The organism is Candidatus Methylopumilus planktonicus (genome assembly GCF_000981505.1).
In the GTDB taxonomy this organism is placed as follows: Bacteria; Pseudomonadota; Gammaproteobacteria; order Burkholderiales; family Methylophilaceae; genus Methylopumilus; species Methylopumilus planktonicus.
This window is the reverse complement of record NZ_LN827929.1, coordinates 89985-113260: the sequence shown is the minus strand read 5'-3', so window position 1 is coordinate 113260 and position 23276 is coordinate 89985. Positions and strand designations below refer to the sequence as shown.

The window sequence follows — 23276 nt, the reverse complement described above, 5'->3', positions numbered from 1 at the left end:
GCTTAATTTAATTTTTTTCAAGCAATGCATAAAAGAATCCGTCATGGTTTTCGCTTGGTATTAATTGATTCTCATATTTGCTATATTCTGAATCAACAGACCATTTTACTTCTTTTGCGTCTATATGGTCTTTAATAAAACGATCAATAACCTTCTGATTTTCGCCATTAAAGATTGAGCATGTCGCGTAAAGTAATTTACCACCCTTTTTTAATAGCTGCCACATAGCTTCAAGCATAGCCTTTTGTTGTTTAGCAAACATTTCAATATTACGAGGCCTTCTTAACCATTTAATGTCTACGTGACGCCTTACTACGCCGGATGCAGAACATGGGGCGTCTAGTAAGATACGATCAAATAATTTTTCATTCCACCATGTATTTACTGCGGTTAAATCTGAACATTTTAAATGCGCGTGAAGATGCAATCTCTCCAAATTTTCCTTTACTTTATATAGGCGATCTTTTTGGTGGTCAATAGACACTAATTCAATATCTGCTATTTCTAGCATATGGCCAGTTTTCCCTCCGGGCGCACTGCATGCGTCCAGACAAATCTGGCCATCCTGCAAATCTAAAAGTTTTGCGGCAAGTTGCGCGCCAAAGTCTTGGACAGAAACTTCGCCATCCATAAATCCGGGTATTTTTTCTACGGCAGTAGGCTGAGTCAGCTCTAATGCAATATTTCCCAGCACTCGATACGAAATCGCTTCGCACTTAAGTTTTTCTTCATATTGCTTAAGGTTAGTTTTTCGTTCGTTAATTCTCAATGTTAATGGTGGATGCTTGTTTCCATTCAACAATATACTTTCCCAGTCCTTGGTGTAATTTTCTTTAATAAGATTAATCCACCATGAGGGGTATGAATAAAAAGCCGCTTCATCATTTTTTAATTCTGTTTGTAATTTTTCTTTCTGACGAATAAAGTTTCTTAGCACTCCATTTACAAAAGAACCTGCCCAGGATTTATTAATGAATTTAGCTGCCTCTACAGCCTCATTAACCACTGTAAAATCTGTGGATTGGTCATGATTCAATTGAAACAAAGCAACACAAAGTAAAGCTTCAATTTTTTTATTTGTTATTTTTTTATTAATAAGTTGCTGAATAAAAAATTGATTTTCACCTAAGAACCGAATGGCGCCATATGCCAAAAAAATTGCAACTGATTTTTGTTGGGGTGTAATATTCTGATGATGATCGAAACGTCTTTCAAAAACTTGATTTAAATTATGTCCTTTTATAACTTCAGACACACAATCTGCTGCAATAAGTTGGGAGTGATGCAAAATAGTTACGACTTAAAGACGTCTCCCAGTATAGGCCGGTGACCTAAAATGAACTCTTTGGCTTTAAGTCTTTTGCCTCCAGGCATTTGAAGCTCTTTAATTGATAAGACACCTTCACCACATTTCACATGAATAAATTCATCAAGCTTTATAATTTGGCCTATATTGGCATCTTCATTAGCATCTATAGCAACTTGAGCTTCCCAAATTTTGCAAACAGCTTCACGATATTCTGTTTGTGCGACTGGAAACGAATTAAATGCTCTGACTTTTCTAGCAATTACTAAAGCGGAGTCATGCCAATTAATTTTTGACTCTTCTTTAGTTACTTTTTCAGCATAAGTTACATTGACTTCATTTTGAGGTGAAGATTGAAGCTCGCCTTGCTTAATTAATTCATCCATGACTTCTGTCATTAGATTAGCGCCTAATATTGAAAGTGTTTTTGTTAATTGCTCAGTTGTATCTTTTTCGCTGATTTGAATTTCAGCTTTTTTTACCATGTCGCCCGCGTCCAATTTTTGAACTACGCGCATAATAGTGACTCCGGTTGTCTTATCGCCTATCAAAATAGCACGATGAATTGGAGCGGCACCTCGCCATCTTGGTAATAGTGACGCATGTATATTAAAACAACCTAAAGAAGGCAGGTCTAGAATGGCTTGGGGAATAATAAGTCCATAAGCTGCCACAATCATTACATTGAAATCAATTGCTTCTAAAGCTTCATATGATTGTTTACTTTTTAATTCTGAAGGCTGATAAACAGGGATGCTTAATTCATTTGCTTTAAGCTTGACAGGGCTCGGCTGAAGCTTCAAGCCTCGGCCTGATGGCCTGTCGGGCTGAGTTAAAACACCAACCACCTTATAATCTTTATCATATAGAGCCTGCAAGGCTGGAACAGCAAAGTCAGGTGTACCAGCAAAAATAATTTTCAAGTGATTCACGATACAGATGTCGCTAAATTAAACATTAACCAAATGCTCTTTGGCACGTTTTTTCATTTTTATTTTAATGCGATTACGTTTTAATGGTGACAAGTACTCTACAAATACCTTACCTAGAAGATGGTCCATTTCATGCTGTATACAGACAGCCAGCAAACCGTCTGCTTCAAGCTCAAAAGATTTTCCCTCTCGATCAAGCGCTTGAACTTTAATATGTTCGGCACGCTTCACTGATTCAAATACATCAGGCACTGATAAACAGCCTTCTTCATATACTTGCTGTCCTGATGATTCAATAATTTTAGGATTAATAAAAACCTTTAAATTATCTTTTGTTTCAGAAATATCCACCAAAATTAATTGAAGATGACGATCAACTTGAGTTGCGGCCAATCCTATGCCGGGGGCAGAATACATGGTTTCCGCCATATCATCGATAAGCTTCCGAATGGAGTTATCCACAACCTCGATTGGTTTTGCAATAGTATGCAGTTTTGGGTCAGGATAATTTAATATATTTAAAATTGCCATAAATGTTGATTATTTTATTTATTGCTGATAACTTGTCTTAAAGGCATAAACGCCTTAAATTTATTAGACATATTAAGAATATTATACTTTGCTAATAGCTCAATTACCTGACTCAAGTTCATTTAGCCTTCACTTACTTCTAAGTAATTTTTCATTCACTATCGTAAAGGAATCTTTATGCTAGAACTGCTTATCTATATGTTTGAAAATTATCTGAGCACCCAAAATTTGCCTGACTTCAAAAGCATAACTGCAGAGCTCGAAGCTGCTGGATTTGATAATCAAGATATTGAAAATGCCTTTACTTGGTTTAATCAGCTAAAAGCGATGACTAATGCTATCCCTGTAAAAAATAATGCTTGTTCTTCATTAGGTTATCGCATGTACTCAGAAAATGAACAAAAAAAGATCAGTGCTGAAAGCTTAGGTTTTGTATTATTTCTAGAGCAAGCCAAGGTGCTTGACCCAAATGAACGAGAAATTATCCTTGATCGCGCTATGGCTCTCAAACAAGAGCATATTAATATCGAGGAAATGCGCTGGATTGTAATGATGGCGCTTTGGAATGAAGGTCGAGAAAAAGACTTTTTATTTATAGAAGATGCAATCTACCAAGATCACAACTTAGTTTTACACTAAGTACCTTCTATATTTTGAATGATGCGGGTAATAATGCCTGCTTGATTTAACGTGTAAAAATGTAAGCTCGGCACGTCCCATTCAATCAACGTTTCACAAAGTTCAGATACCACATCTACGCCGTATGATCTTAATGAAAGTAGGTCGTCCCCGTAGCTCTCTAATTTAATTCTTAGCCAACGAGGAATTTCTGCGCCGCAATTAGACGCGAAGCGAGCCAATTGCTTAATGTTGTATATTGGCATAACGCCTGGCACAATTGGGATGTTGATATCTGCAATCAAGCATTCATCCATAAATCTAAAATATGCGTCAGCATTGAAAAAGAATTGTGTGATAGCCGAGTTAGCTCCTGCATCCACTTTATTTTTAAAGTTTTGAATGTCCGTTTGTGATGAGACTGCTTCAGGATGATATTCAGGGTAGGCCCCTACTTCAATATGAAAATAATCATTGGTTTCTTGTCGAATAAAACTTACCAATTCATTAGCATGTTTAAACTCTCCTCTGGACACTGCACCATGTGGCACATCACCTCTTAAGACTACAAGGTGCTTAATATTATGTTGCTGATAGAGATCGAGTAAAGTTTTAATTTCTGCTTTTGTCGATGAAATACCTGAAATATGAGGTACCGCATTAAAGCCTTCTTGTTTTATTTCTAATACTGTTTCAAGAGTCAGATCTCGCGTAGAACCCCCTGCACCGAATGTCACCGAGTAAAATTCTGGCTTAAATGCAGAAAGTTGCTGACGCGTATCTTTTGAGTTTTTAATACCTTCCGGTGAACTGGGAGGAAAAAACTCAAAACTGTAAGAAATTTTCTTAGGCATGATTAATAACGATACTGCTCAGGCTTGTAAGGTCCTTCTTCTTTAACGCCAATATACTTAGCCTGTACTTCTGACAAGTTCGTAAGTTGAGCATTTAATTTTTTCAATTGCAAGCGAGCAACTTTCTCATCCAAATGTTTTGGTAAGGTATATACACCGACTGGATATTTCTCAGAGTGCGCAAATAATTCAATCTGAGCAATCGTTTGATTCGCGAAAGATGAGCTCATCACATAACTTGGATGCCCTGTGCCACATCCTAAATTCACGAGCCTACCTTTTGCAAGCAAGATAATTCTTTTACCATCTTTAAAAATCACGTGGTCAACTTGCGGTTTAATTTCTTCCCATGTGCAATCGTTTAAAGATGCAACATCAATTTCATTGTCAAAGTGGCCGATATTACAAACGATCGCTTGATGCTTCATACGCGACATATGGTCACGAGTAATTACATGATAATTGCCAGTGGCGGTTACAAAAATGTCAGCATGTTCAGCAGCATAATCCATGGTCACGACTCGGTACCCTTCCATTGCAGCTTGAAGTGCGCAAATAGGATCAATTTCTGTGACCCATACTTGTGCAGACAAAGCGCGAAGCGCTTGTGCTGAACCTTTGCCTACATCACCGTATCCAGCCACAACAGCTACCTTACCTGCAATCATCACGTCCGTTGCACGTTTAATAGCGTCTACTAGAGATTCGCGGCAGCCATAAAGATTATCAAATTTAGATTTAGTCACTGAATCATTGACATTAATTGCAGGGAAGGCCAATTTACCTTCTTTGTGCATTTGATATAAACGATGAACGCCTGTTGTCGTCTCTTCAGTCACCCCTTTAATGTGTTTAAGCCTTTCAGAATACCAATGAGGGTCTATTGCTAACTGTTGCTTGATTGAATTAAAAAGTGAAACTTCCTCTTCGCTTGATGGCTTAGAAATCAATGCAGCATCTTTTTCAGCGCGCGTACCTAAGTGAAGAAGTAAAGTTGCATCGCCACCATCATCTAGAATCATATTGGTATAGCCGCCATCGCTCCATTCAAAAATACGATGCGTATATTCCCAATATTGATCAAGCGTTTCACCTTTAAAAGCAAAAACAGGCGTCCCATTTTTAGCTATCGCTGCTGCTGCATGGTCTTGAGTTGAATAGATGTTGCAAGATGCCCATCTCACCTCAGCCCCCAAATCCTTGAGGGTTTCAATAAGCACTGCTGTTTGAATCGTCATATGGAGTGAGCCGCTAATGCGCGCACCTTTTAATGGTTTTACTTTTGAATATTCTTCACGAATAGCCATGAGGCCTGGCATTTCAGTCTCTGCAATGGCGATTTCTTTTCGGCCAAAGTCAGCCTGATTAATATCGGCAATAAGATAGTCTTGTGTATTTAAATTTTGGTTAGTCACTGTATTCATTTTAAATTCCTTTTGAATGCTAAGTGACCAGCTGGGATGTTTCGGTATCCACCAACATCCCGTGACTGGCACGGTTATAAATTGGTGAACGCCGTTTACAAGTAAACTTGTAATCTGAGCCTGGGATTTTATGAAAAAATCTCGCAGCGTTCCTCAGAAGGAATGCATTATAAATTAAAAGTACGAATGGTTCAAATACTTAAAAAATCTAGAAATTAACTTGCTGATTTCAGGATTTGAGCTTTATCTGCTGCTTCCCATGAAAATTCTGGCTCGTCACGGCCAAAATGCCCATAAGCCGCTGTTTTCTTATAAATGGGACGTAATAAATCAAGCATTTGCACAATGCCTTTAGGTCTTAAATCAAAATGCTCAAGAACTAATGTGGTCAATTTGTCGTCTGCAATCTTGCCTGTGCCGTAAGTTTCCACCATAACTGAGGTCGGTCTTGCAACGCCAATCGCATATGAAATTTGAACTAAGCAGCGAGAGGCTAAGCCTGCTGCCACAATATTTTTAGCCACATAGCGCGCAGCGTATGCTGCTGAACGATCAACTTTGCTCGGATCTTTTCCTGAGAAAGCCCCGCCACCATGAGGTGCAGAACCGCCGTAGGTATCTACAATAATTTTACGCCCAGTAAGCCCACAATCGCCTTGGGGTCCTCCAATAACAAATCGGCCAGTAGGATTTACAAGATACTTGATGTCGCCTTTCATAAGCTCTTTAGGCAAAATAGGCTTAATAATTTCTTCAATCACTGATTCGCGAATGGTCTCGAGTGACACCTCTGGGTCATGCTGCGTTGATAGCACAACTGTATCAATCGATTGAGGCTTATGGTCTTTATACTTTAAAGTAACTTGTGCCTTAGCATCCGGACGCAGCCAAGGAAGTCTGCCGTCTTTTCTTAAATAAGACTGTCTTTCCATTAAACGGTGAGATAGCCAAATAGGCATAGGCATCAACTGTGCTGTTTCATCACAGGCATAACCAAACATTAAACCTTGATCACCTGCGCCCTGATTTAATGGGTCATCTAAAGCGACATCCACACCATGAGCAATATCAGGTGACTGCTTGTCATAGGCAACAAGAACAGCACAGCCTTTATAATCAATGCCGTAATCCGTATTGTCATATCCAATGTAACGAATCGTATCGCGGGCAACTTTGATGTAATCCACATTAGCTGTCGTGGTGATCTCACCTGCTAATACAACAAGCCCTGTATTTGTTAGTGTTTCAGCTGCAACACGAGCAGTAGGGTCTTGCTCTAAAATAGCATCAAGAATCGCATCGGATATCTGATCAGCTACTTTATCTGGATGACCTTCGGAAACAGATTCCGAAGTAAATAGATGCTCGCTCATAGTTTTTTCCAAGTTCTAAATTACGTAAAGCGTTTAGAATAGCAAAATATCGCGTTTAAAGACAATTATGCTTTCAAGACTATCCTTATTTTTCATTGCTATATTCTTTCAGTTACCTCTCTTTATCTTGCATGGATTAGGAGAGTTGCTAGGTCTTGTTGCTTATCAATTTGATCGTCGGTTTAAAGAGCGAATAGATGCTAATTTAAAACATGCTTTTATTTCATCCGATGAAAATAATTTAAAAGAACTTACACAATTATCGGTCCGAGAAATTGGAAAGTGTCTTATGGAGGCACCTGCAATCTGGTTTAGCTCACCTCAAAAGAATTTTCGCTGGATCAAACAATGTTACGGATGGCAGCATGTTGAAACTGCTCTCAAAAAGAAAAAGGGTATTATTTTTTTAACGCCTCATTTAGGCTGTTTTGAAATTACTGCTCAGTACTACGCGCACTTTCACCCCATCACTGTTCTATTCAAGCGTCCAAAACTAAACTGGCTTGCAAGTATTGTTTTATCTGGAAGACGTCATTCCCAAGTTCATCTTGCTGAAGCTAACCTCCATGGCGTTAAGCAATTAATGCAAGCATTAAAAAAGGGCGAAGCAATTGGCGTATTACCTGATCAAGTTCCCAATGAAGGCCAGGGCGTATGGGCTCAATTTTTTAATACGCCCGCCTATACCATGACGCTTGTTTCTAAACTTGCAGAATCTTCGAACGCAACTGTTCTCATTGGTTTTGGCCATAGACTTTCGCGTGGCCGGGGATATGACGTCTATATTGAGCCCTTAGGTCAAGATCACTCCCCCCAAGGCATTAATGATCGACTCGAGATGCTCATTCGAAAATATCCAACACAGTATCTTTGGAATTATCAGCGATTTAAAAAACCAAACAAATAAGAGACAATCATTGTATGAAACTTCATTTTACAAAAATGCATGGAATTGGTAATGACTTTATAGTGCTCGATCATACAAAGTCACCTTTCAAGCTATCTAAAGATGCGATTCGATCCTTGTCTCATCGACAACTCGGCATTGGGTTTGATCAGCTTCTCGTTGTTGAGAATACATTACTCGAAAACGTTGATTTCAAATATCGTATTTTTAATCAAGATGGCGGCGAAGTTGAGCAATGTGGCAATGGTGCACGTTGTTTTTATCGATTTGTAAAAGATAAGCACTTAACCCATAAGCAATCCATTCGCGTAGAAACAAAATCGGGGGTCATTGAACTCACTGAAGATAATGAGCATATGATTGAAGTAAATATGGGTGAACCTATTTTTAATACTAAACTTATTCCATTTATTTCAGATTTCGAAAAGGATGAATATCCCATTTCAATAGATTTACCTCATCAAAAAGAAACCATAAATATGGCAGTATTATCCATGGGCAATCCCCACGCAGTGATCACTGTAAAAGACACCCTTCAAGCTCATGTTGAAACATTAGGTGCTTATTTGGAATCACATGCACTTTTTCCAAAACGCGTTAACGTTGGATTTATGGAAATTGTATCGCCCCATCATATTCGTTTGCGTGTTTTTGAAAGAGGTGTAGGTGAAACACTTTCCTGCGGAACAGGAGCATGCGCTGCAGCAGTATCAGGGATCAAACGTCATTTACTTATATCACCAGTGAAGGTTGATATGCCTGGCGGGTCGTTATCCATCGATTGGAAAGGGTCTTCATCTCCTGTAATGATGAAAGGCCCGGCCGTCAGTCTCTATGAGGGAGATATTGAGATCACTTAAAACTTATGGAACATAATCACTTCCAAAAAAGCTATATCGATTACCTTACCTTTGAAAAAGGTCTTAGCAGCAACTCAATTAAAAGTTACGTGCATGATCTTGCCCAGCTTGTAGTCCTTATTGAACATGATCGTTTTGAATCCTTCACTATCCAAGACATCAGACGTGCAAGTGCTAAACTGAATAGCCGAGGACTCCATGGCAAATCAATCGCACGTATGTTATCCGCATGGCGAGGATTTTTTAATTACCTAATTGAGCGCCACCAGTTTAAAGAAAACCCCGTCAAAGATGTTCATGCACCTAAGAGCGCTAAGACATTGCCGCAAACTTTATCGATTGAGCAGATAGTTAAACTCGTTTCGATTGATGACACCTCATTATTAGGCCTAAGAGATAAAGCCTTTTTAGAATTATTTTATTCATCCGGATTACGTTTAAGTGAAGTAGTGAATGTCAATATCAACGATCTCGATCTTCAAGAAGGCATCATCACTGTCATAGGTAAAGGCAATAAAACGCGTATGGTCCCCATAGGCCAAAAAGCTATCCATGCCATTCAATGCTGGATTGAAAAACGCGCGGCTATCAAAACAGAAGATAAATCGGTGGATGCTTTATTTATTACCGAACGAGGAAAACGTATGTCAGCCCGAGCTATTCAGTATCGCATTCAAATGTGGGCTATCAAGCAAGGTATTGATAGCACCGTCCACCCTCATTTATTAAGGCATAGTTTTGCCTCACACATGTTGCAATCCAGTCAAGATTTAAGGGCTGTTCAAGAAATGTTAGGTCATGCCAATATCAGTACCACACAAGTTTATACCCATCTAGACTTTCAGCATCTTGCAAGTATTTACGATAAAGCACATCCAAGAGCCAAAAAGAAATAGTGATGCATTTAATTTATTTGTCCGCTATTGACGCACTTCAATTCTTTAAACTATAGTGAAGGTATGGAAGCACAACTCATCGCATTAGAAAAAAAAATTAAGCAGCTCATTAGCTTAATTGAATCTGCTCAGGGGAAAAATAAGGGGCTTGAAACCCGACTCGCATCGACCGAAGCAACACTTACAAAACTTCAATCCAATATGAAAGAGGCAAGTATTCGTCTCGAAAAAATGATGAAGCAACTTCCTGAGAATAATCGATGAGCTCAAAAAATATTACTGTCACTATCATGGCGCGTGAATTTATCGTTGCTTGTCCAGAAGGCCAAGAAAAAAGTTTATTAGATTCCGTGCAATATTTAAATCAGAAAATTGATCTCATCGAATCTCAAGGCTCTATTGTAGGGATCGATCGCATTATCATCATGGCAGCACTTAATATCACCAATGAACTTATTAATCAAAGCCCTTCTGATGATTTAAGCTTATCTCAATTCCGCCATAAAATTTCATCGATTGAACATCAAATCGACGAAGTGCTTGCACAAAACTAAAGATCTGCCTATTCTTCTACTAAATATTGCGATGAGCATGTTTGTTTTTTTAAGTGTTGCTTAGGCTAATAATTCCTTGAACTAGTCTATAGCATCGGTTTTAGCTCATCAGGTTGCGGTGTGAGCGATCTAAATTGGGTGCTCTTTTAAGACACCCTTGGCGATTGCACCTAATGCACCTTAGGCTTTTACCCCTTGAACCTTTGGTTCAGGATGCTGGTCTAGGCAACACTTAAGAAAATCAACACAGCTCTTTTATTCACTTTATATTTGACTTAAAAAAACTATGCGTTATTGGCTCATGAAATCTGAACCATCTGATGTGTCTATAGATGATTTGGCAAAGCTTCCTAAACAAACCATTGATTGGTACGGCGTTAGAAATTATCAAGCAAGAAACTTTATGCGAGATTTAATGAAAGTGGGTGATCTTGCATTTTTTTATCACTCAAATTGTGATGTTCCTGGGATTGCCGGTGTTGTTAAGGTAAGTCAGTTAGCTTATCCGGATCGTTTTCAATTTCAAAAAGGTCATAAGTATTTTGACCCCAAATCCACACCTGAAAATCCACGCTGGCTCAATGTAGATGTAACCCTTGTTAAAAAAACAAATTTATTAAGTCTAAAAGAACTAAGGGAGTTTAAAGCGCTAGAAAATATGCGCATATTACAAAAAGGAAATCGTCTCTCCATTACGCCGGTTTCAGAAGATGAGTGGAAATTTATTGAGAAATATTTGAAATAAAAAAAGCCCAATACATATTGGGCTTTTAAAAATGAAAAAACTATTTTTTATTTAACGGTGTCTAAACTACCCATAGCTTTTGGATAAACAACAATACCCCACGGAATTTCTTTATTTGGAATCCGCTTAGTCACTTCTAATTTATCTGCATCAATGACAAGCACTTCATCAGATTTTCCGCAAGCAAGTAAAATATCTTGGTCATCTGGTGAAAAACTAAAATGCCAACAGCGTCGACCCGTTGGAATATCTTTAATTTTCTCAAAGTTAGCGGTGTCATACACTTCTAATGTTTTTGCTTTTGAAGTTGCGACAAATAAACGCTTACCTTCTCGATCAAAACTAACGCCATATGGCGATTCTCCTGTCGCCACAGTTTTAAGATGTTTAAATTGACTGTCTAGGACAATGAAGTTATTTCCATACTCCAGAGTTGCCACATAATACTTTCCATTCGGCGACACTTTAATGCCTCGTGGACGATCTCCGTATTTTTTAGTTGAAATCGTTTTTAATAATTTACCATTACTGAAGTTATGCACTGTGATTGTATTGTCAGCCTCGTTGGTCACAATAATTTCTTTTCCACTTTTACTAAATTCAATACCTTCTGTTTCAGGGCCACCGATAATATCTCTAACTTTTTTACCCTTTACTAAATCAACCACTGCAATTCGCGCAGGGATTTTTGGTTCATCTTTATCATCATCTTCTTTGCCCGCCACAGGTGGTTTACCGGTCGACGCTGGCTCGGTTGACACAAAAACTTGCCCTTTAAATATACGAACAAATTCTGGATTTTTACCGACTGAAATATGTTTCACAAATTGATTCGTTTTTAAATCGAACACAGACAAATTTTCATCATCTTTATTTGCAGTAATTAAATAATGGCCGTCTTCCGTGATACCAATACCGCGTGGATTTTTTGCCTGAATATCGATTGAGTCTTCTGTTTCCATAGTGTTTAAATTAATAACACTCACACCGCCTTCTTGATTGGATACATAAGCCTTACCTCGATCTTCAGCATTGGCTATCAAAGATGAAATAAGTAATCCCAATACGACAACTGATTTTATAACCTGCATTCGTTTCTCCTAAAATATTTTACTTTTTATTATTAAATACTTATTCATAATCTTCCAGGGGTTTTCTCCCTGTAACGCCTCATGAAAATAACGAAGCATTAACCTAAGAAAAGTTTATAGGCTGGATTATCTGTTTCATCCCAGAAGGGATAGCCCAATTGATTCAAAAAGACTTCAAAATTAATCTCATCTTCTGGCGGCACTTGCATGCCAACTAAAACACGACCGAAGTCAGCACCATGATTGCGGTAATGAAATAAGCTGATATTCCAATTGTGTCCCATCGTCTCTAAAAATTTCATGAGAGCGCCTGGCTTTTCTGGAAATTCAAATCTAAAAACCATTTCATTCTTAGCCTGGGGTGAGTGTCCGCCTACCAGGTGTCTTAAGTGAAGTTTTGCCACCTCATTATTTGTGAGATCAATGGTAGGCAAGCCTTCCTTATCGAGCATAGCTTTAATCTGTGATGGCTCGTCTTTGTCATTGGTTGCAAGACCTACATAAATATGTGCTTGCTTAGGATCTGAGAAACGATAATTAAATTCAGTAATATTGCGCTGGCCTAATAACCTACAAAAGTTTTTAAAGGCTCCTGGAGTTTCAGGTATGGTGACTGCAAGCACAGCTTCTCTTTTTTCACCAATCTCAGCTCGCTCGGACACAAAACGTAAACGATCAAAATTCATATTAGCGCCCGATGCAATGCCTACCAAAGTCTCATCTTTTAAATTATGTTTCTTCATATAAACTTTCATACCTGCAACCGATAAAGCGCCTGCTGGTTCTAAAATAGAACGCGTATCCTCAAAAACGTCTTTAATGGCAGCGCAAATGGCATCGTTATCCACCACAATCATTTCATCGACGTAAGCCTGACAAAGTGGGAAGGTCACTTGGCCTACTTCTTTCACAGCTGCGCCATCAGCAAAAAGCCCTACTTGATCCAGCACCACACGCTTGCCTGCTTTTAAAGATAAGCTCATAGCTTCTGCATCTTTGGCCTCAACACCGATCACTTTAATTTCAGGTCGCATCGCTTTGATATAAGTTGCCATGCCTGCAAGAAGGCCGCCGCCGCCAACACAGCAAAAAATCGCATGAATCGGTTTTTTAAAGTCATCTAAAATTTCTTTAGCGATCGTTCCCTGCCCTGCAATTACGTCTGGATCATCGTAAGGATGCACAAAAGTGAGGCCCTCTTTTTTCTCAATCTCAAGCGCATATTGGTAAGCATCTGAATAAGAATCGCCCCATAGCACCACTTCAGCGCCACGATGTTTTACAGCATCAATTTTAATGAGGGGGGTTGTAGTCGGCATGACAATCACAGCGCGACATCCTAGTTTTTGTGCACTTAACGCAACGCCTTGTGCATGATTGCCCGCAGAGGCTGTGATGACACCCTTGTCTAGCTGCGGTTTAGATAAGCCTGCCATCTTGTTATAGGCGCCGCGTAATTTAAATGAAAAGACAGGTTGCAAATCTTCCCGCTTTAAGAAAATCTGATTATGAAAACGACTTGAGAGATGTGTCTGAAATTCAAGTGGTGTTTTCTTTGCCACGTCATATACGCGCGCCTCATTAATACGTTTTACGTAGCCATTCTTCATATGCTAATTTTCAAGATTCGCCTAGGCGTGTATAGTAGATGTTAAAGCATCATTATAAATAAAATATAAGGGTTTAAGTAAAAATGGCATTCACGCAAGACGAATTAAAACAACAAGTTGCAAAGGCTGCTATTGAATATGTAAAGTCTGGCATCATTGGTGTAGGGACTGGTTCTACTGCAAATTACTTCATAGATGAATTAGCAAAAGTAAAACATAAAATTGATGGTGCGGTTGCAAGTAGTGAGGCATCAGCAGATCGTTTACGCAAACATGGCATTGAAGTTTTTGACTTAAATAGTGTGAATAGCATGGATATTTATGTCGATGGTGCGGATGAAATCACAGAGCATATGCATATGCTCAAAGGCGGCGGTGGTGCTTTAACGCGAGAGAAAATAGTTGCGGCAGTTGCTAAAACCTTCATTTGTATATGTGATGAAACAAAATATGTGCCCGTCTTAGGCAAGTTTCCTTTGCCTGTGGAAGTGCTCCCGATGGCTAAAAGTTATGTGGCTCGAGAACTGACCAAATTAGGTGGGCAGCCTCAGTTACGAAATTTTACGACCGATAATGGTAACGTCATCTTGGACGTTCATGGTCTTGTGATTAAAGACCCTATCGCGATGGAGGCTACCATCAATCAAATGGTGGGGGTCGTCACTAACGGTTTATTTGCCGCACGTCCAGCTAATATCTTATTATTGGCTACAAAAGATGGGGTTAAAACTATCACAAAATAAGCTTATAAGTCTTAAAAATGTCATATATAAGTAATAATATATATGGTGTGAAATTGTAAGTGTTTATAAGGATTACTAAAAATGGCTTCAGAACATAGTTATAAAGAGTACGACCTAGAATTAGAAGCGGTAAGAGCGAAGGTCTTAAAAATGGGCGGCTTAGTCGAAGAGAATATTCTTTCTGCTATTGAGTCTCTTAAAAAAGACGATGTCGACTTAGCGAATAAAGTGATTAAAATCGACGAAAAAGTCAACGGCCTTGAAATGGAAATTGACGAAGATGCATCTCGCATTATTGCGAAAAGGCAGCCTGCAGCAGGCGACCTTCGTATGATCATTTCGATCCTTAAATCCATCACAGACTTAGAGCGCATTGGTGATGAAGCAACAAAGATTGCACGCACAGCTATTCGCGTTAACGAAAATCCAAATATTAAAAAAATCAAAATCGGTGAAATTAAACTGATGGTAGAAGCTGTTCATTCGATGCTTAAAACCGTATTAGACTCATTCGCACGACTAGATATTAGTAAAACAATTGAGATCGCAAAAAAAGATGAGGCGGTAGATGATCAGTATCGCGCAACTATTAGAGAGCTTCTCACTTACATGCTCGAAGACTCAAAAGCTATTTCAGTGTCTTTAGAGTTACTCGTGGTCGTCAAAGCCCTTGAGCGCATTGGTGATCATTGCAAAAATATCTCAGAACACATTGTGTATGCTGTGAAGGGTGCTGACATTAGACACTCAACAATCAAAGAGATGCAAAAGACGATTGCTGAATAATTCATTTACAAAATAAAAAAACACTTCCTCGGAAGTGTTTTTTTACGTCTTCATTTTTAATTAGCTTTTAGGTGGTACATATCCCGACGCATTATCCGCACCATCACCAAAAAAATAAGCTTCAGTTTGTTCGGTCAAATATTTACGTGCCGCAGGATCCACAAAACTCAATCGGTTCTCGTTCACTAACATCGTTTGGTGCTTAAGCCAACCTGCCCACGCCTCTTTAGATACACTCTCAAAAATACGTTTGCCTAAAGGCCCTGGATAAGGTGGAAAATCTAAACCATCTAATTCTTTATCTAATTTGACGCATTTCACTGTTCTTGCCATAACTAAATATCCTTTGCATTGCAATCAATAAATTTATAAATCGTTAGGTTTGAGTATACCAAAGATGTGCTACGATGTTTTCAAGTTGTTAGGTGATGTCTTCTTAAGGTTTATCTTCATTTAAGAAAACATTGAAACTGGGAAATAGGTGAGTGTAACAGCAATTCCTATACTGCCCCCGCAACGGTAAGTAAGCGTGGATTCATAATACATGCCACTGAATTTATTTCGGGAAGGCCATGAATCAAATCTTACGAGTCCGGAGACCGGCCTAGTAACTCACACAGAAATACTACGGGGAGTGGTATTGGATTTGTGAGTACTTTTTCACACTTATTTTTCTCCTTAAGGTATTTCTATTTTTTAATCTCATGCGGGGTTGCATGATTATTTGGAAATACTATGAAAAAAATTATTCTACCGAGTCTATTAATGACTCAACTCTTAACAGTAAATGTTTTTGCAGACACTCCCCTTAAAACCACAGATATTTTTGTAACAGCCACTCGAACTCCTACCCCAATAAAAAATGTAATCGCAGATGTAACTCTCATTTCTGAAGATGAAATTAAACGAGCAGGGGCGGCTTCACTTCAAGAACTTCTTCAAAAACAACCTGGCATTGAAATAGCAAATTTAGGTGGTGCAGGAAAAGTTTCAACCATTGGTATTCGAGGGACTAGTTCGACTCACTCAGTAATTCTTGTCGATGGCATTAGATTGAGTGCAGCAACAACAGGCTTCACTGCTATTGAGCACATTCCCTTGTCACAAATTGAAAAAATTGAAATAGTAAGGGGCCCTGCCTCTAGCTTATATGGGCAAGATGCAATTGGTGGTGTCATTCAAATATTTACAAAAAAAGGTCTGAACGGTTTTAAACCATACGTTGGTATCGGATATGGAAGTTACAATACATCAAATTTTCAAAGTGGTATTCGAGGGGGTAACGATCAAACTAGGTATGCCATTAATTTTTCTACTATAAATTCGGATGGCTTTTCTGCATTTGTACCTAATTCTGCCAATTCTTCAAATTCAATCAATCTAGATAAAGATGGATACAAAAATTACAGTCTCTCTTCATCGCTGAATCATAAGATTAATCAAGATTATGAAATAGATTTGCAATATTTTTCAAGCAAGGGTAAGAATCAGTTTGATAATCGCTTTGCAAGTTCTTCTCCTTCTTTTCATGGTAACTACAGAAATGAGATCAAGCTAGAAACTTATGCGATGAATCTGAGAGGCCAAATAAATAAGTCATGGCAGTCTAATATTAAATTAAGTCAGAGTACTGACAAATATCTAGATTTACAAAAAAATAATAAAGATACCTACGTAGACGAAGATGGTGTTACTGATTTATACAAAACTACTCAAGATCAATTCAGCTGGCAGAATAATTTTACCCTACCCAAAGGATCAATTAATTTGATATACGATCTCTTAAATCAAAGAATTAAAACAACAGATCTTTATGAAAAAACACAAAGAACAAATCATGGCTTTATGGTTGGCTATAATCTCTTAGAAAATAATCATAATTTTCAATCAACCCTCAGAAAAGACTTTAATAGTGCATACGAAGATGCAATCACTGGTAATATTGGTTACGCATATGCCTTAAATTCTAACTGGACAGTTTCCTCTTCATATGGAACTGCTTTTGTTTCTCCTTCGTTCAACTATCTTTATTCATTAGCTGATTCTTATGCTCTAGGTAATCCAAATTTAAAACCAGAGAAATCTAAAAATATTGAAGCAAGTGCCCGATATAGAGATGATAGTAGTACTCTAAGTCTAACAATTTTTCAAAATAAAATTGACGACTTTATTATTTACTCTAATCCAGATTTCATTACTGGCTCACGGACAACCACTCAAAATTTAAATAAGGCAGAAATTCAGGGCTTAACTATTTCGGGCGATCAATTTTTAGGGCATTTTCAAATCAAAGGAAGCATAACGACTCAGTCAGCAAAAAATGAAGACACTGATTTGTACTTACCACGCAGGGCAAAAACATTTGGCAATATAAATCTTAATTATTACATCGGGTATTGGAATGTTGGTATTGAAGAAATATTTTCTAATAGCAGATTTGATGACAAAGCTAATACGGTAAAACTGAGTGGCTATTCCATTACAAATATGGTCGCAGACTATAAATTTAATGAAAATTTAAATCTTAACTTTAGGTTAAATAATGTTTTTGATAAGGATTATAGTTTGGCTGCCGAAGGGGCAAGTGGCTTTAGATATCAAACGCCTGGAAGAAGTCTATTTGCAAATTTACGCTATGATTTTTAGATCAGTTAAAGTATTATTGTTCATCAAAAGGAATCTTAAATGTCACTTATTGCTTACTTAAAAAATAAAAAACTTCATATCCTTACTCTCTTGGGACTTGCAATGCTTTTAACAAGAGGGGAGCACCTCTTAAATTCGGTCTCACTTCCCGATGCAAGTTTTGCACTTTTTTTAATTGGAGGCATGCTTATAAAAAAACCTAGGTGGTTTATTTCTCTCTTTGTTTTTAGTGTTGTGTTTGATCTTATAACCTTGTCATTGAGTAATCATCATCATATTCCTATTAACTTAGGTTATTTGGGGCTATTGCCTTCTTACGGAATAATGTGGTTTTTTGGTTTGAGTATTGCAAACACTAGAAGTTTCTTAAAGTTTGCGGCGTTTGGTGTTATTGCAACGCTAATAGCATTTGTAATTTCAACCCAAACTTATAATCTACTCTCTGGCAATTTCCCTGATATCACTATCTCAGAAAGTATTCAAACAGGATGGGAATATCTACCGCAAAGCTTCATTTGTACGATGAGCTACCTTTTGGCTTACTGGGGCATTCAATCTCTATTTAAAAGACAATTTTTTTCGCAAAAAGCTACTGCTTTGTAAATTTTTGGACAATTGCATTTTCGGTTCTTTTTAATTTAATCCATTCGCTTTTTTGTTCAGCCACAACTGAAACTCCGTGAGGCTTCTTGAAAGGTAAGAAATGAAATTTTTAACTTTACTTCTATCACTTCTATTTGCATCTAATCTATATGCTGAAATGCAGACTAGTTTTTGTAATGCAATTGATGGGGGAGCTTTATCAGTGCAATTTGATGAAGTAAAGCAAATTGTTATAGTCAATAAAACCCCCCAATCTAAAGTATCTATTGACGAGAAAAGTATGCGCTTTTGGAATGATAAATACGCTTATACTTTTAATAGAACCAATGGGGCGATGCTGGTATATCTTGGGGAAGAGGTAGTAGGTGTTCTAGAATGCTCTTTCAAAAAATAATGCTCATCTCACCTCTCTTCAGATCTAATTTATATGCGGAAGTAGTTTATAAAACTATTTTTTAGTGATTTGAAGTATGAGAATGAGTGCAATAACTTGAGGAATAACAAATCCTAAAATATTTTGTGGGGCAATACCTACAAATGTGTCTGTTAAACTTCGGGCAAATGTCACAGCTGGATTACAAAAGAAAGTCGATGAAGTAAACCAATAGCCTGCGGTCACTGTTAAAGCCACAAGCATCGCAATATGTTGCTTGGCATATTTCAATCCTAGATAAATCACTGTAAGTAATATCAGTGTTGCTATCACTTCACTTACCCAAATACCTAATCCAGTTCTGATTTTTGTTGATGTTTGAATGATAGGTAAGTTAAACATCAAATGTGTCATCCAAACGCCTGAGATTGCGCCTGAAATTTGCGCGGCAATATAAGGTACTAAGTCTTTTCGTTTTAATTGTTTTTGGGTGTAAGCCATCACACTGACTAATGGATTAAGGTGCGCCCCTGAAATGGGCCCTAAAATCATAATCAATACATAAAGACCAGCGCCTGTAGCGATACTATTCCCAAGAAGTATCACAGCATCATTGCCAGAGGAAAGTGCTTGCCCCATAAAACCTGAGCCTGTAATGACAGACAATAATGCTGCAGTGCCAAAGAATTCGGTTAAATATTTTTTATTAAGCATTAGTGTGAATTTCTTTTAATTTGCTTGTAAGCGATAAATGATCTAATTTATCAATAGGAAGTGATGTCAATAATTGAATACGTCTCGTTAAACCCATCGCTACTTCATTGAAAGCTTTTTCTTTATCAGCTTCAGATCCGTAAGATTCTGAAGGATCAGGAAATCCCCAATGCGCTGTGGCAGGATGCCCAACCCACACAGGACAAACTTCTTTCGCTGCGTTATCGCATACTGTAATAATGAAGTCCATTTGAGGTGAGTTAGATTTAGCAAACTCATCCCAGCTTTTTGAATATAATTTTTTAGCGTCATATCCAAGTTTAATTGCTATTTTTTTAGCAATCGGATTTACCGATGTCCCTGGTGTTGAACCTGCTGAATAACCAATTAATTTACCGCTCGCATCTGTTGAAGCAATGGCTTCACCTAAAATAGAACGAGCAGAATTATGTGTGCATAAAAATAAAATATTATAAGTTTTCATGGCTATCCTTTATTTACAAGAAGACTTCTTTATAGAGTTAATAGAAATAGCGACAGGTGCTGGAACACAACAAGCATTGGATTCGGGCGGTTGATTATTAAATACTGGGATTGAATTAAGTGTATGAAAAGTTTCCCAAGGAATGCCTGCAGGATCATTAACCCAATACTTATCTGATTCAGAGTAGCAGCAAGCTGTGCCTACCTCTTCAATCACTTCGCCTTGAATTTGATCTAAACGAGATTTCATCTCACCTAGCTCTGATGATTCATCCACTTGTATACCTAGATGATTAATACCGACAGCAGCTCCGCGTGCTGAAATCGCAAAATTGACTTTAGGATCTTCTAATTGCCATTTCGCATAATCAGACTTTAATATAGTGGGATCTACACCAAACATCTTGGTATAAAAAGGGATGCTGGATGGGATGTTTTCAACAGCAACGTGTATATGCATTCTTTTCATTAGGACTTCACTTTCTTTTTAGGTTTTGTTTCACAAGATTTCCCACCACAGCAATTCATTAGTAAGAAATCCTTTAATTCTTGAACAACATCAGCTTGTGGTTTGTAAATAAGATTACGGCTTTGTCGCTCAACCTTAATTAAGTTAGCTTGAATGAGTTCTTTTAGATGAAACGAGAGTGTTGCAGATGGAATCCCTAATAATTCTTTAACCTGTGTTGGAGTTATACCTTTATCGCCTTTTTGTACAATCAATCTAAAAACATTAAGACGAGACTCTTGGCCTAAAGCGATAAATGATTTAATGGCATCTGTGTTTTTCATATTTCCATAATAATGGAAATATAACTAAAAATAAAGACAAATATGTGTCAAAACTTATGGCAACTACAACCAAAACGTTCCTAGACCAGACACTATGGATGCGAGGATTAACCAATCCCTGCTTGGGGTAAGATAAAAAAGGCTATTTTTGCTATACTCGCTCTTCTTCATGATTTTATTGTGAGGCTCCATCTGACCACCACTTTTTTATTACCCCGACAACTTATATTATGAAAAAAGATATAGTTAGAAAAACATATTTAAAAAAGCGCCAAGAACTTCCTGCTGCCGTATTTGAAGAAGAAGAATCTCATCTTATCCAAAATACTATTGGGCTTATTAAAAAATTTAAGCCTGCGTGTATTCATTGTTTTTTACCCATCGTCTCAAAGGGTGAGATAAACACTATGCTGATCATTCAGTATTGCTGGGAAAATAAAATCAATGTTGTGGTGCCTGTTAGTAACTTTGAAGAGGGCACATTAAAAAATGCAGAATTTGGACCTGATACCAAAACAAAACAAATAAAAAATAACATTACCGAACCAATTGATCCTATTTGGAAAAAAAATAATGCTATTGATGTTGTCATCACGCCTCTTCTGGCTTTTGATCTTAAAGGTTATCGAGTAGGTTACGGTAAAGGATTTTACGATCGTTTTTTTTCTTCTTTACACAATGATGCAAAAAGAATTGGAATCAGCCTTTTTGGGCCGTGTAGTGACATAGAAAATATAACTGAACTAGATATACCTTTGACACATTGCGTTACTCCCAATAAAACCTACACCTTTTAGAATGTTAAAAAGTGTTAAGTATTTATTGCTGTAAGCTTTGATCTTAAATAAACTGTTTATTTCTTAAGTAGCTGTTCCTTTGAAGGTGCGTAGGTTTCTATTGCTGATGGAAATGCGCCTGTATGGACATCTGCTGCAAACTGATTTATGGCATTTTTGATAAGATCGGCTCCATTCAGATATGTTCTTACAAATTTAGGCTTAAAGTCTGTAGAGAATCCTAGGACATCTTGAAAAACCAGTGCTTGTCCATCTACATCTAGTCCTGCGCCGACACCGACGACTGGGATAGAAACTGCGTCTCTAACCGAGGCACCTACGTGTTGTGGAACAGCCTCTAATACGATGGCTATGCATCCAAGCTTATCAAGTTTTTTGGCTTCTTCAATGAGACTAAGCTCACTTTCAATAGTTTTACCTTGAGCTTTAAATCCACCGATTGCATTGTGGTGAGATGGTGTAAGTCCAATGTGTCCGATTGTTGGAATACCTGATTGAGAAAGATGTGCATAGAGCTCTTCGTTTCCATCAACCCCTTCTATCTTAAGTGCATTGGCTCCAGCCTTGATTAAGATTTCAACGTTATCCATTGTCTCCTTCATCCCCTTTCGATTACTCATGAAAGGCATGGCAGCAATAAGGAATTTGTCTTTGGCTCCCTTTCTTACCGCTCGGGTGTGCATCGCAATAGTTTCAACATCAGAGCTCAATGTGTCACCATGGCCATGCATGACCATAGACGAACAGTCACCAATTAAAATACCGCTTACATCGGTTTCGTTAAGAATCTTTGCGCTCCAGTAGTCGTATGAAGTAACAACTACAATTTTCTTTCCTTCTGCTTTTAACTTTTTGAAATTTTCTAATACACTCATGATATTAATCCTAGTAAGTAAAAAGATTTTTCAAAGTATATTTTAGTCCTAAATTTAGATAATCTTTAAGAAAATAAATTTTCTTTACTGCCCTTTCCATCCAGCAAAGTGGCTCGCTCTATTGGTCTCGTTTATTGGATAAATTGATCCCTAAAACTCGGTAAAAGTCAGCATTTTTGCTATAATTCCGCTTCTTCACGGTTTTATCGTGAAGTTCTATATGGCCAGGTAGCTCAGTCGGTAGAGCAGCGGATTGAAAATCCGCGTGTCGGCAGTTCGATTCTGCCCCTGGCCACCATTCAAATTTAAAAAAGCATTAACTAAGGGAAGTAATGAAAAAAAATACAAAAGTAACAATAGCAGTGGCACTTATTGGATTAGTTGCTACAGCAGCTGTCGCATTTAAATATGTTAACGCCAGAACAAAGATTAAAGAATTAGAGGCTGTTTCACGCTTACAAAATTTAACTTTAATCGCTATTGGTAACAAGGATTATGTCCTTGCTTGCAAATCACAAACTGAGGCAGAGGAATATTTAGGTAAAGTTCACTCCAAGTCTGAAGACTTACTTGGCATGATTCATAAGAGTAATCAAGAGCTTTGTAGCAAGGCACTAAAAACACAATCTAAATAATTTAGATCAAATTTAAAAGCCAGCGCTCGCTGGCTTTTTTTATTTATAGCATAGTAATTTTTCTAAAAAATAATCTAGGGTGCGGCCTTAAGGGTCCATTATAGATTTAAGACTCTCCACTTCGCTTG

Annotated in this window: 28 protein-coding genes, 1 tRNA gene and 2 riboswitches; of the genes, 15 read left to right on the top strand and 14 right to left on the bottom strand. The window is 37.8% G+C overall.

The genetic code is table 11. The annotated features are described in order from the left end of the window. Positions 1-7: 7 nt before the first annotated feature. The 3 genes from rsmB to def are packed head-to-tail and all read right to left on the bottom strand — an operon-like array spanning position 8 to position 2769. Complete coding sequence (gene rsmB / locus BN1208_RS00580) at positions 8-1288, bottom strand: 16S rRNA (cytosine(967)-C(5))-methyltransferase RsmB (protein WP_046486738.1); 1281 nt, start codon at positions 1286-1288, stop codon at positions 8-10. Positions 1289-1293: 5 nt separating this feature from the next. After that, positions 1294-2238 carry a methionyl-tRNA formyltransferase gene (fmt, locus tag BN1208_RS00575; protein WP_140016688.1) on the bottom strand — a complete coding sequence of 315 codons (945 nt, stop codon included), beginning with the start codon at positions 2236-2238 and terminating at the stop codon, positions 1294-1296. Between the two features lie 18 nt (positions 2239-2256). Next, entirely contained in the window at positions 2257-2769 is a 513-nt protein-coding gene (gene def / locus BN1208_RS00570; protein WP_046486736.1) for a peptide deformylase, read from the bottom strand. A gap of 177 nt (positions 2770-2946) precedes the next feature. Here def and BN1208_RS00565 point away from each other — a divergent pair, with 177 nt between their 5' ends. Beyond that, the gene (locus BN1208_RS00565) at positions 2947-3408 is read left to right on the top strand and encodes a Smg family protein (protein ID WP_046486734.1); all 462 of its coding nucleotides are present in this window, start codon (positions 2947-2949) and stop codon (positions 3406-3408) included. On the opposite strand, the gene metF is transcribed toward BN1208_RS00565, so the two are convergent. The 3 genes from metF to metK form a co-directional block, all read right to left on the bottom strand. Further along, positions 3405-4241 carry a methylenetetrahydrofolate reductase [NAD(P)H] gene (gene metF / locus BN1208_RS00560; RefSeq protein WP_046486732.1) on the bottom strand — a complete coding sequence of 279 codons (837 nt, stop codon included), beginning with the start codon at positions 4239-4241 and terminating at the stop codon, positions 3405-3407. The genes BN1208_RS00565 and metF overlap by 4 nt on opposite strands. Before the next feature lie 2 nt (positions 4242-4243). Beyond that, the gene (ahcY, locus tag BN1208_RS00555) at positions 4244-5665 is read right to left on the bottom strand and encodes an adenosylhomocysteinase (protein ID WP_046486730.1); all 1422 of its coding nucleotides are present in this window, start codon (positions 5663-5665) and stop codon (positions 4244-4246) included. Between the two features lie 79 nt (positions 5666-5744). Next, positions 5745-5826: riboswitch (S-adenosyl-L-homocysteine riboswitch) on the bottom strand. Positions 5827-5880: 54 nt separating this feature from the next. Then, positions 5881-7038, bottom strand: coding sequence for a methionine adenosyltransferase (gene metK / locus BN1208_RS00550; protein ID WP_046486728.1), 1158 nt, complete (start codon positions 7036-7038; stop codon positions 5881-5883). Positions 7039-7105: 67 nt separating this feature from the next. Between metK and BN1208_RS00545 the strand changes: the two genes are divergently transcribed. The 6 genes from BN1208_RS00545 (at position 7106) to BN1208_RS00520 (ending at position 11000) form a co-directional block, all read left to right on the top strand. After that, positions 7106-7945 (top strand): lysophospholipid acyltransferase family protein, encoded by an 840-nt coding sequence (locus BN1208_RS00545; RefSeq protein WP_046486726.1) that lies wholly within the window; start codon positions 7106-7108, stop codon positions 7943-7945. 14 nt (positions 7946-7959) lie between these two features. Next, positions 7960-8805 carry a diaminopimelate epimerase gene (gene dapF / locus BN1208_RS00540; protein ID WP_046486725.1) on the top strand — a complete coding sequence of 282 codons (846 nt, stop codon included), beginning with the start codon at positions 7960-7962 and terminating at the stop codon, positions 8803-8805. Positions 8806-8810: 5 nt separating this feature from the next. After that, the gene (gene xerC / locus BN1208_RS00535) at positions 8811-9701 is read left to right on the top strand and encodes a tyrosine recombinase XerC (protein ID WP_046486723.1); all 891 of its coding nucleotides are present in this window, start codon (positions 8811-8813) and stop codon (positions 9699-9701) included. A 63-nt stretch (positions 9702-9764) separates the two neighbouring features. After that, positions 9765-9965 carry a hypothetical protein gene (locus BN1208_RS00530; protein WP_046486721.1) on the top strand — a complete coding sequence of 67 codons (201 nt, stop codon included), beginning with the start codon at positions 9765-9767 and terminating at the stop codon, positions 9963-9965. Further along, the gene (locus BN1208_RS00525; protein WP_046486720.1) at positions 9962-10255 is read left to right on the top strand and encodes a cell division protein ZapA; all 294 of its coding nucleotides are present in this window, start codon (positions 9962-9964) and stop codon (positions 10253-10255) included. Before BN1208_RS00530 ends, BN1208_RS00525 begins: the two co-directional genes overlap by 4 nt. Before the next feature lie 286 nt (positions 10256-10541). Further along, complete coding sequence (locus BN1208_RS00520) at positions 10542-11000, top strand: EVE domain-containing protein (protein WP_046486718.1); 459 nt, start codon at positions 10542-10544, stop codon at positions 10998-11000. Between the two features lie 47 nt (positions 11001-11047). On the opposite strand, the gene BN1208_RS00515 is transcribed toward BN1208_RS00520, so the two are convergent. After that, on the bottom strand, positions 11048-12091 hold the full coding sequence (locus BN1208_RS00515; protein ID WP_046486715.1) for a beta-propeller fold lactonase family protein: 1044 nt from the start codon (positions 12089-12091) through the stop codon (positions 11048-11050). Between the two features lie 98 nt (positions 12092-12189). Continuing rightward, a complete protein-coding gene (gene ilvA / locus BN1208_RS00510; protein WP_046486713.1) occupies positions 12190-13701 on the bottom strand; it encodes a threonine ammonia-lyase, biosynthetic in 1512 nt (503 codons plus the stop codon). An 83-nt stretch (positions 13702-13784) separates the two neighbouring features. On the opposite strand from ilvA, the gene rpiA reads away from it, so the two are divergent. Further along, entirely contained in the window at positions 13785-14444 is a 660-nt protein-coding gene (gene rpiA, locus BN1208_RS00505) for a ribose-5-phosphate isomerase RpiA (RefSeq protein ID WP_046486712.1), read from the top strand. Positions 14445-14525: 81 nt separating this feature from the next. Continuing rightward, the gene (gene phoU, locus BN1208_RS00500; RefSeq protein ID WP_046486710.1) at positions 14526-15230 is read left to right on the top strand and encodes a phosphate signaling complex protein PhoU; all 705 of its coding nucleotides are present in this window, start codon (positions 14526-14528) and stop codon (positions 15228-15230) included. 60 nt (positions 15231-15290) lie between these two features. On the opposite strand, the gene BN1208_RS00495 is transcribed toward phoU, so the two are convergent. Further along, entirely contained in the window at positions 15291-15563 is a 273-nt protein-coding gene (locus BN1208_RS00495) for an oxidative damage protection protein (protein ID WP_046486708.1), read from the bottom strand. A gap of 78 nt (positions 15564-15641) precedes the next feature. Beyond that, a riboswitch (cobalamin riboswitch) is annotated at positions 15642-15852 on the top strand. A 113-nt stretch (positions 15853-15965) separates the two neighbouring features. Here BN1208_RS00495 and BN1208_RS00490 point away from each other — a divergent pair. The 3 genes from BN1208_RS00490 to BN1208_RS00480 all read left to right on the top strand — a co-directional run bounded on the left by BN1208_RS00490 (position 15966) and on the right by BN1208_RS00480 (position 18873). Beyond that, entirely contained in the window at positions 15966-17876 is a 1911-nt protein-coding gene (locus BN1208_RS00490) for a TonB-dependent receptor domain-containing protein (protein WP_046486706.1), read from the top strand. 39 nt (positions 17877-17915) lie between these two features. Beyond that, on the top strand, positions 17916-18479 hold the full coding sequence (locus tag BN1208_RS00485; protein WP_046486704.1) for a hypothetical protein: 564 nt from the start codon (positions 17916-17918) through the stop codon (positions 18477-18479). A gap of 100 nt (positions 18480-18579) precedes the next feature. Then, a complete protein-coding gene (locus BN1208_RS00480; RefSeq protein WP_046486703.1) occupies positions 18580-18873 on the top strand; it encodes a hypothetical protein in 294 nt (97 codons plus the stop codon). Positions 18874-18927: 54 nt separating this feature from the next. Here the strand turns inward: BN1208_RS00480 and BN1208_RS00475 are convergent, their stop codons facing one another. Genes BN1208_RS00475 through BN1208_RS00460 form a run of 4 tightly spaced genes read right to left on the bottom strand, consistent with a single transcriptional unit; the run spans position 18928 to position 20841 of the window. Continuing rightward, on the bottom strand, positions 18928-19566 hold the full coding sequence (locus BN1208_RS00475; RefSeq protein WP_046486700.1) for an aquaporin: 639 nt from the start codon (positions 19564-19566) through the stop codon (positions 18928-18930). Continuing rightward, a complete protein-coding gene (locus tag BN1208_RS00470) occupies positions 19559-20050 on the bottom strand; it encodes an arsenate reductase ArsC (protein ID WP_046486699.1) in 492 nt (163 codons plus the stop codon). The genes BN1208_RS00475 and BN1208_RS00470 overlap by 8 nt, the downstream gene beginning before the upstream one ends. Positions 20051-20059: 9 nt before the next feature. Next, positions 20060-20518, bottom strand: a complete 459-nt coding sequence (locus BN1208_RS00465; RefSeq protein ID WP_046486697.1) for an ArsI/CadI family heavy metal resistance metalloenzyme — start codon at positions 20516-20518, stop codon at positions 20060-20062. Next, complete coding sequence (locus BN1208_RS00460; protein ID WP_046486695.1) at positions 20518-20841, bottom strand: ArsR/SmtB family transcription factor; 324 nt, start codon at positions 20839-20841, stop codon at positions 20518-20520. The genes BN1208_RS00465 and BN1208_RS00460 overlap by 1 nt, the downstream gene beginning before the upstream one ends. 230 nt (positions 20842-21071) lie before the next feature. Here BN1208_RS00460 and BN1208_RS00455 point away from each other — a divergent pair, with 230 nt between their 5' ends. Next, on the top strand, positions 21072-21638 hold the full coding sequence (locus BN1208_RS00455) for a 5-formyltetrahydrofolate cyclo-ligase (RefSeq protein WP_046486694.1): 567 nt from the start codon (positions 21072-21074) through the stop codon (positions 21636-21638). 56 nt (positions 21639-21694) lie between these two features. Here BN1208_RS00455 and panB read toward each other — a convergent pair whose 3' ends face one another. Further along, positions 21695-22513 (bottom strand): 3-methyl-2-oxobutanoate hydroxymethyltransferase, encoded by an 819-nt coding sequence (gene panB, locus BN1208_RS00450; protein WP_046486692.1) that lies wholly within the window; start codon positions 22511-22513, stop codon positions 21695-21697. A gap of 222 nt (positions 22514-22735) precedes the next feature. Here panB and BN1208_RS00445 point away from each other — a divergent pair. Together BN1208_RS00445 and BN1208_RS00440 are read left to right on the top strand one after the other, a co-directional pair. Further along, a tRNA-Phe gene (locus BN1208_RS00445) sits at positions 22736-22811 on the top strand. 34 nt (positions 22812-22845) lie between these two features. Next, positions 22846-23148 (top strand): hypothetical protein, encoded by a 303-nt coding sequence (locus BN1208_RS00440; protein ID WP_046486691.1) that lies wholly within the window; start codon positions 22846-22848, stop codon positions 23146-23148. Positions 23149-23276: the final 128 nt, after the last annotated feature.

Coding starts and splice junctions, on each gene's coding strand:
- def (WP_046486736.1), bottom strand. CDS start 2,769: ATGGCAATTTTAAATATATTAAATTATCCTGACCCAAAACTGCATACT.
- BN1208_RS00565 (WP_046486734.1), top strand. CDS start 2,947: ATGCTAGAACTGCTTATCTATATGTTTGAAAATTATCTGAGCACCCAA.
- metF (WP_046486732.1), bottom strand. CDS start 4,241: ATGCCTAAGAAAATTTCTTACAGTTTTGAGTTTTTTCCTCCCAGTTCA.
- ahcY (WP_046486730.1), bottom strand. CDS start 5,665: ATGAATACAGTGACTAACCAAAATTTAAATACACAAGACTATCTTATT.
- metK (WP_046486728.1), bottom strand. CDS start 7,038: ATGAGCGAGCATCTATTTACTTCGGAATCTGTTTCCGAAGGTCATCCA.
- BN1208_RS00545 (WP_046486726.1), top strand. CDS start 7,106: ATGCTTTCAAGACTATCCTTATTTTTCATTGCTATATTCTTTCAGTTA.
- dapF (WP_046486725.1), top strand. CDS start 7,960: ATGAAACTTCATTTTACAAAAATGCATGGAATTGGTAATGACTTTATA.
- xerC (WP_046486723.1), top strand. CDS start 8,811: ATGGAACATAATCACTTCCAAAAAAGCTATATCGATTACCTTACCTTT.
- BN1208_RS00530 (WP_046486721.1), top strand. CDS start 9,765: ATGGAAGCACAACTCATCGCATTAGAAAAAAAAATTAAGCAGCTCATT.
- BN1208_RS00525 (WP_046486720.1), top strand. CDS start 9,962: ATGAGCTCAAAAAATATTACTGTCACTATCATGGCGCGTGAATTTATC.
- BN1208_RS00520 (WP_046486718.1), top strand. CDS start 10,542: ATGCGTTATTGGCTCATGAAATCTGAACCATCTGATGTGTCTATAGAT.
- BN1208_RS00515 (WP_046486715.1), bottom strand. CDS start 12,091: ATGCAGGTTATAAAATCAGTTGTCGTATTGGGATTACTTATTTCATCT.
- ilvA (WP_046486713.1), bottom strand. CDS start 13,701: ATGAAGAATGGCTACGTAAAACGTATTAATGAGGCGCGCGTATATGAC.
- rpiA (WP_046486712.1), top strand. CDS start 13,785: ATGGCATTCACGCAAGACGAATTAAAACAACAAGTTGCAAAGGCTGCT.
- phoU (WP_046486710.1), top strand. CDS start 14,526: ATGGCTTCAGAACATAGTTATAAAGAGTACGACCTAGAATTAGAAGCG.
- BN1208_RS00495 (WP_046486708.1), bottom strand. CDS start 15,563: ATGGCAAGAACAGTGAAATGCGTCAAATTAGATAAAGAATTAGATGGT.
- BN1208_RS00490 (WP_046486706.1), top strand. CDS start 15,966: ATGAAAAAAATTATTCTACCGAGTCTATTAATGACTCAACTCTTAACA.
- BN1208_RS00485 (WP_046486704.1), top strand. CDS start 17,916: ATGTCACTTATTGCTTACTTAAAAAATAAAAAACTTCATATCCTTACT.
- BN1208_RS00480 (WP_046486703.1), top strand. CDS start 18,580: ATGAAATTTTTAACTTTACTTCTATCACTTCTATTTGCATCTAATCTA.
- BN1208_RS00475 (WP_046486700.1), bottom strand. CDS start 19,566: ATGCTTAATAAAAAATATTTAACCGAATTCTTTGGCACTGCAGCATTA.
- BN1208_RS00470 (WP_046486699.1), bottom strand. CDS start 20,050: ATGAAAACTTATAATATTTTATTTTTATGCACACATAATTCTGCTCGT.
- BN1208_RS00465 (WP_046486697.1), bottom strand. CDS start 20,518: ATGAAAAGAATGCATATACACGTTGCTGTTGAAAACATCCCATCCAGC.
- BN1208_RS00460 (WP_046486695.1), bottom strand. CDS start 20,841: ATGAAAAACACAGATGCCATTAAATCATTTATCGCTTTAGGCCAAGAG.
- BN1208_RS00455 (WP_046486694.1), top strand. CDS start 21,072: ATGAAAAAAGATATAGTTAGAAAAACATATTTAAAAAAGCGCCAAGAA.
- panB (WP_046486692.1), bottom strand. CDS start 22,513: ATGAGTGTATTAGAAAATTTCAAAAAGTTAAAAGCAGAAGGAAAGAAA.
- BN1208_RS00440 (WP_046486691.1), top strand. CDS start 22,846: ATGAAAAAAAATACAAAAGTAACAATAGCAGTGGCACTTATTGGATTA.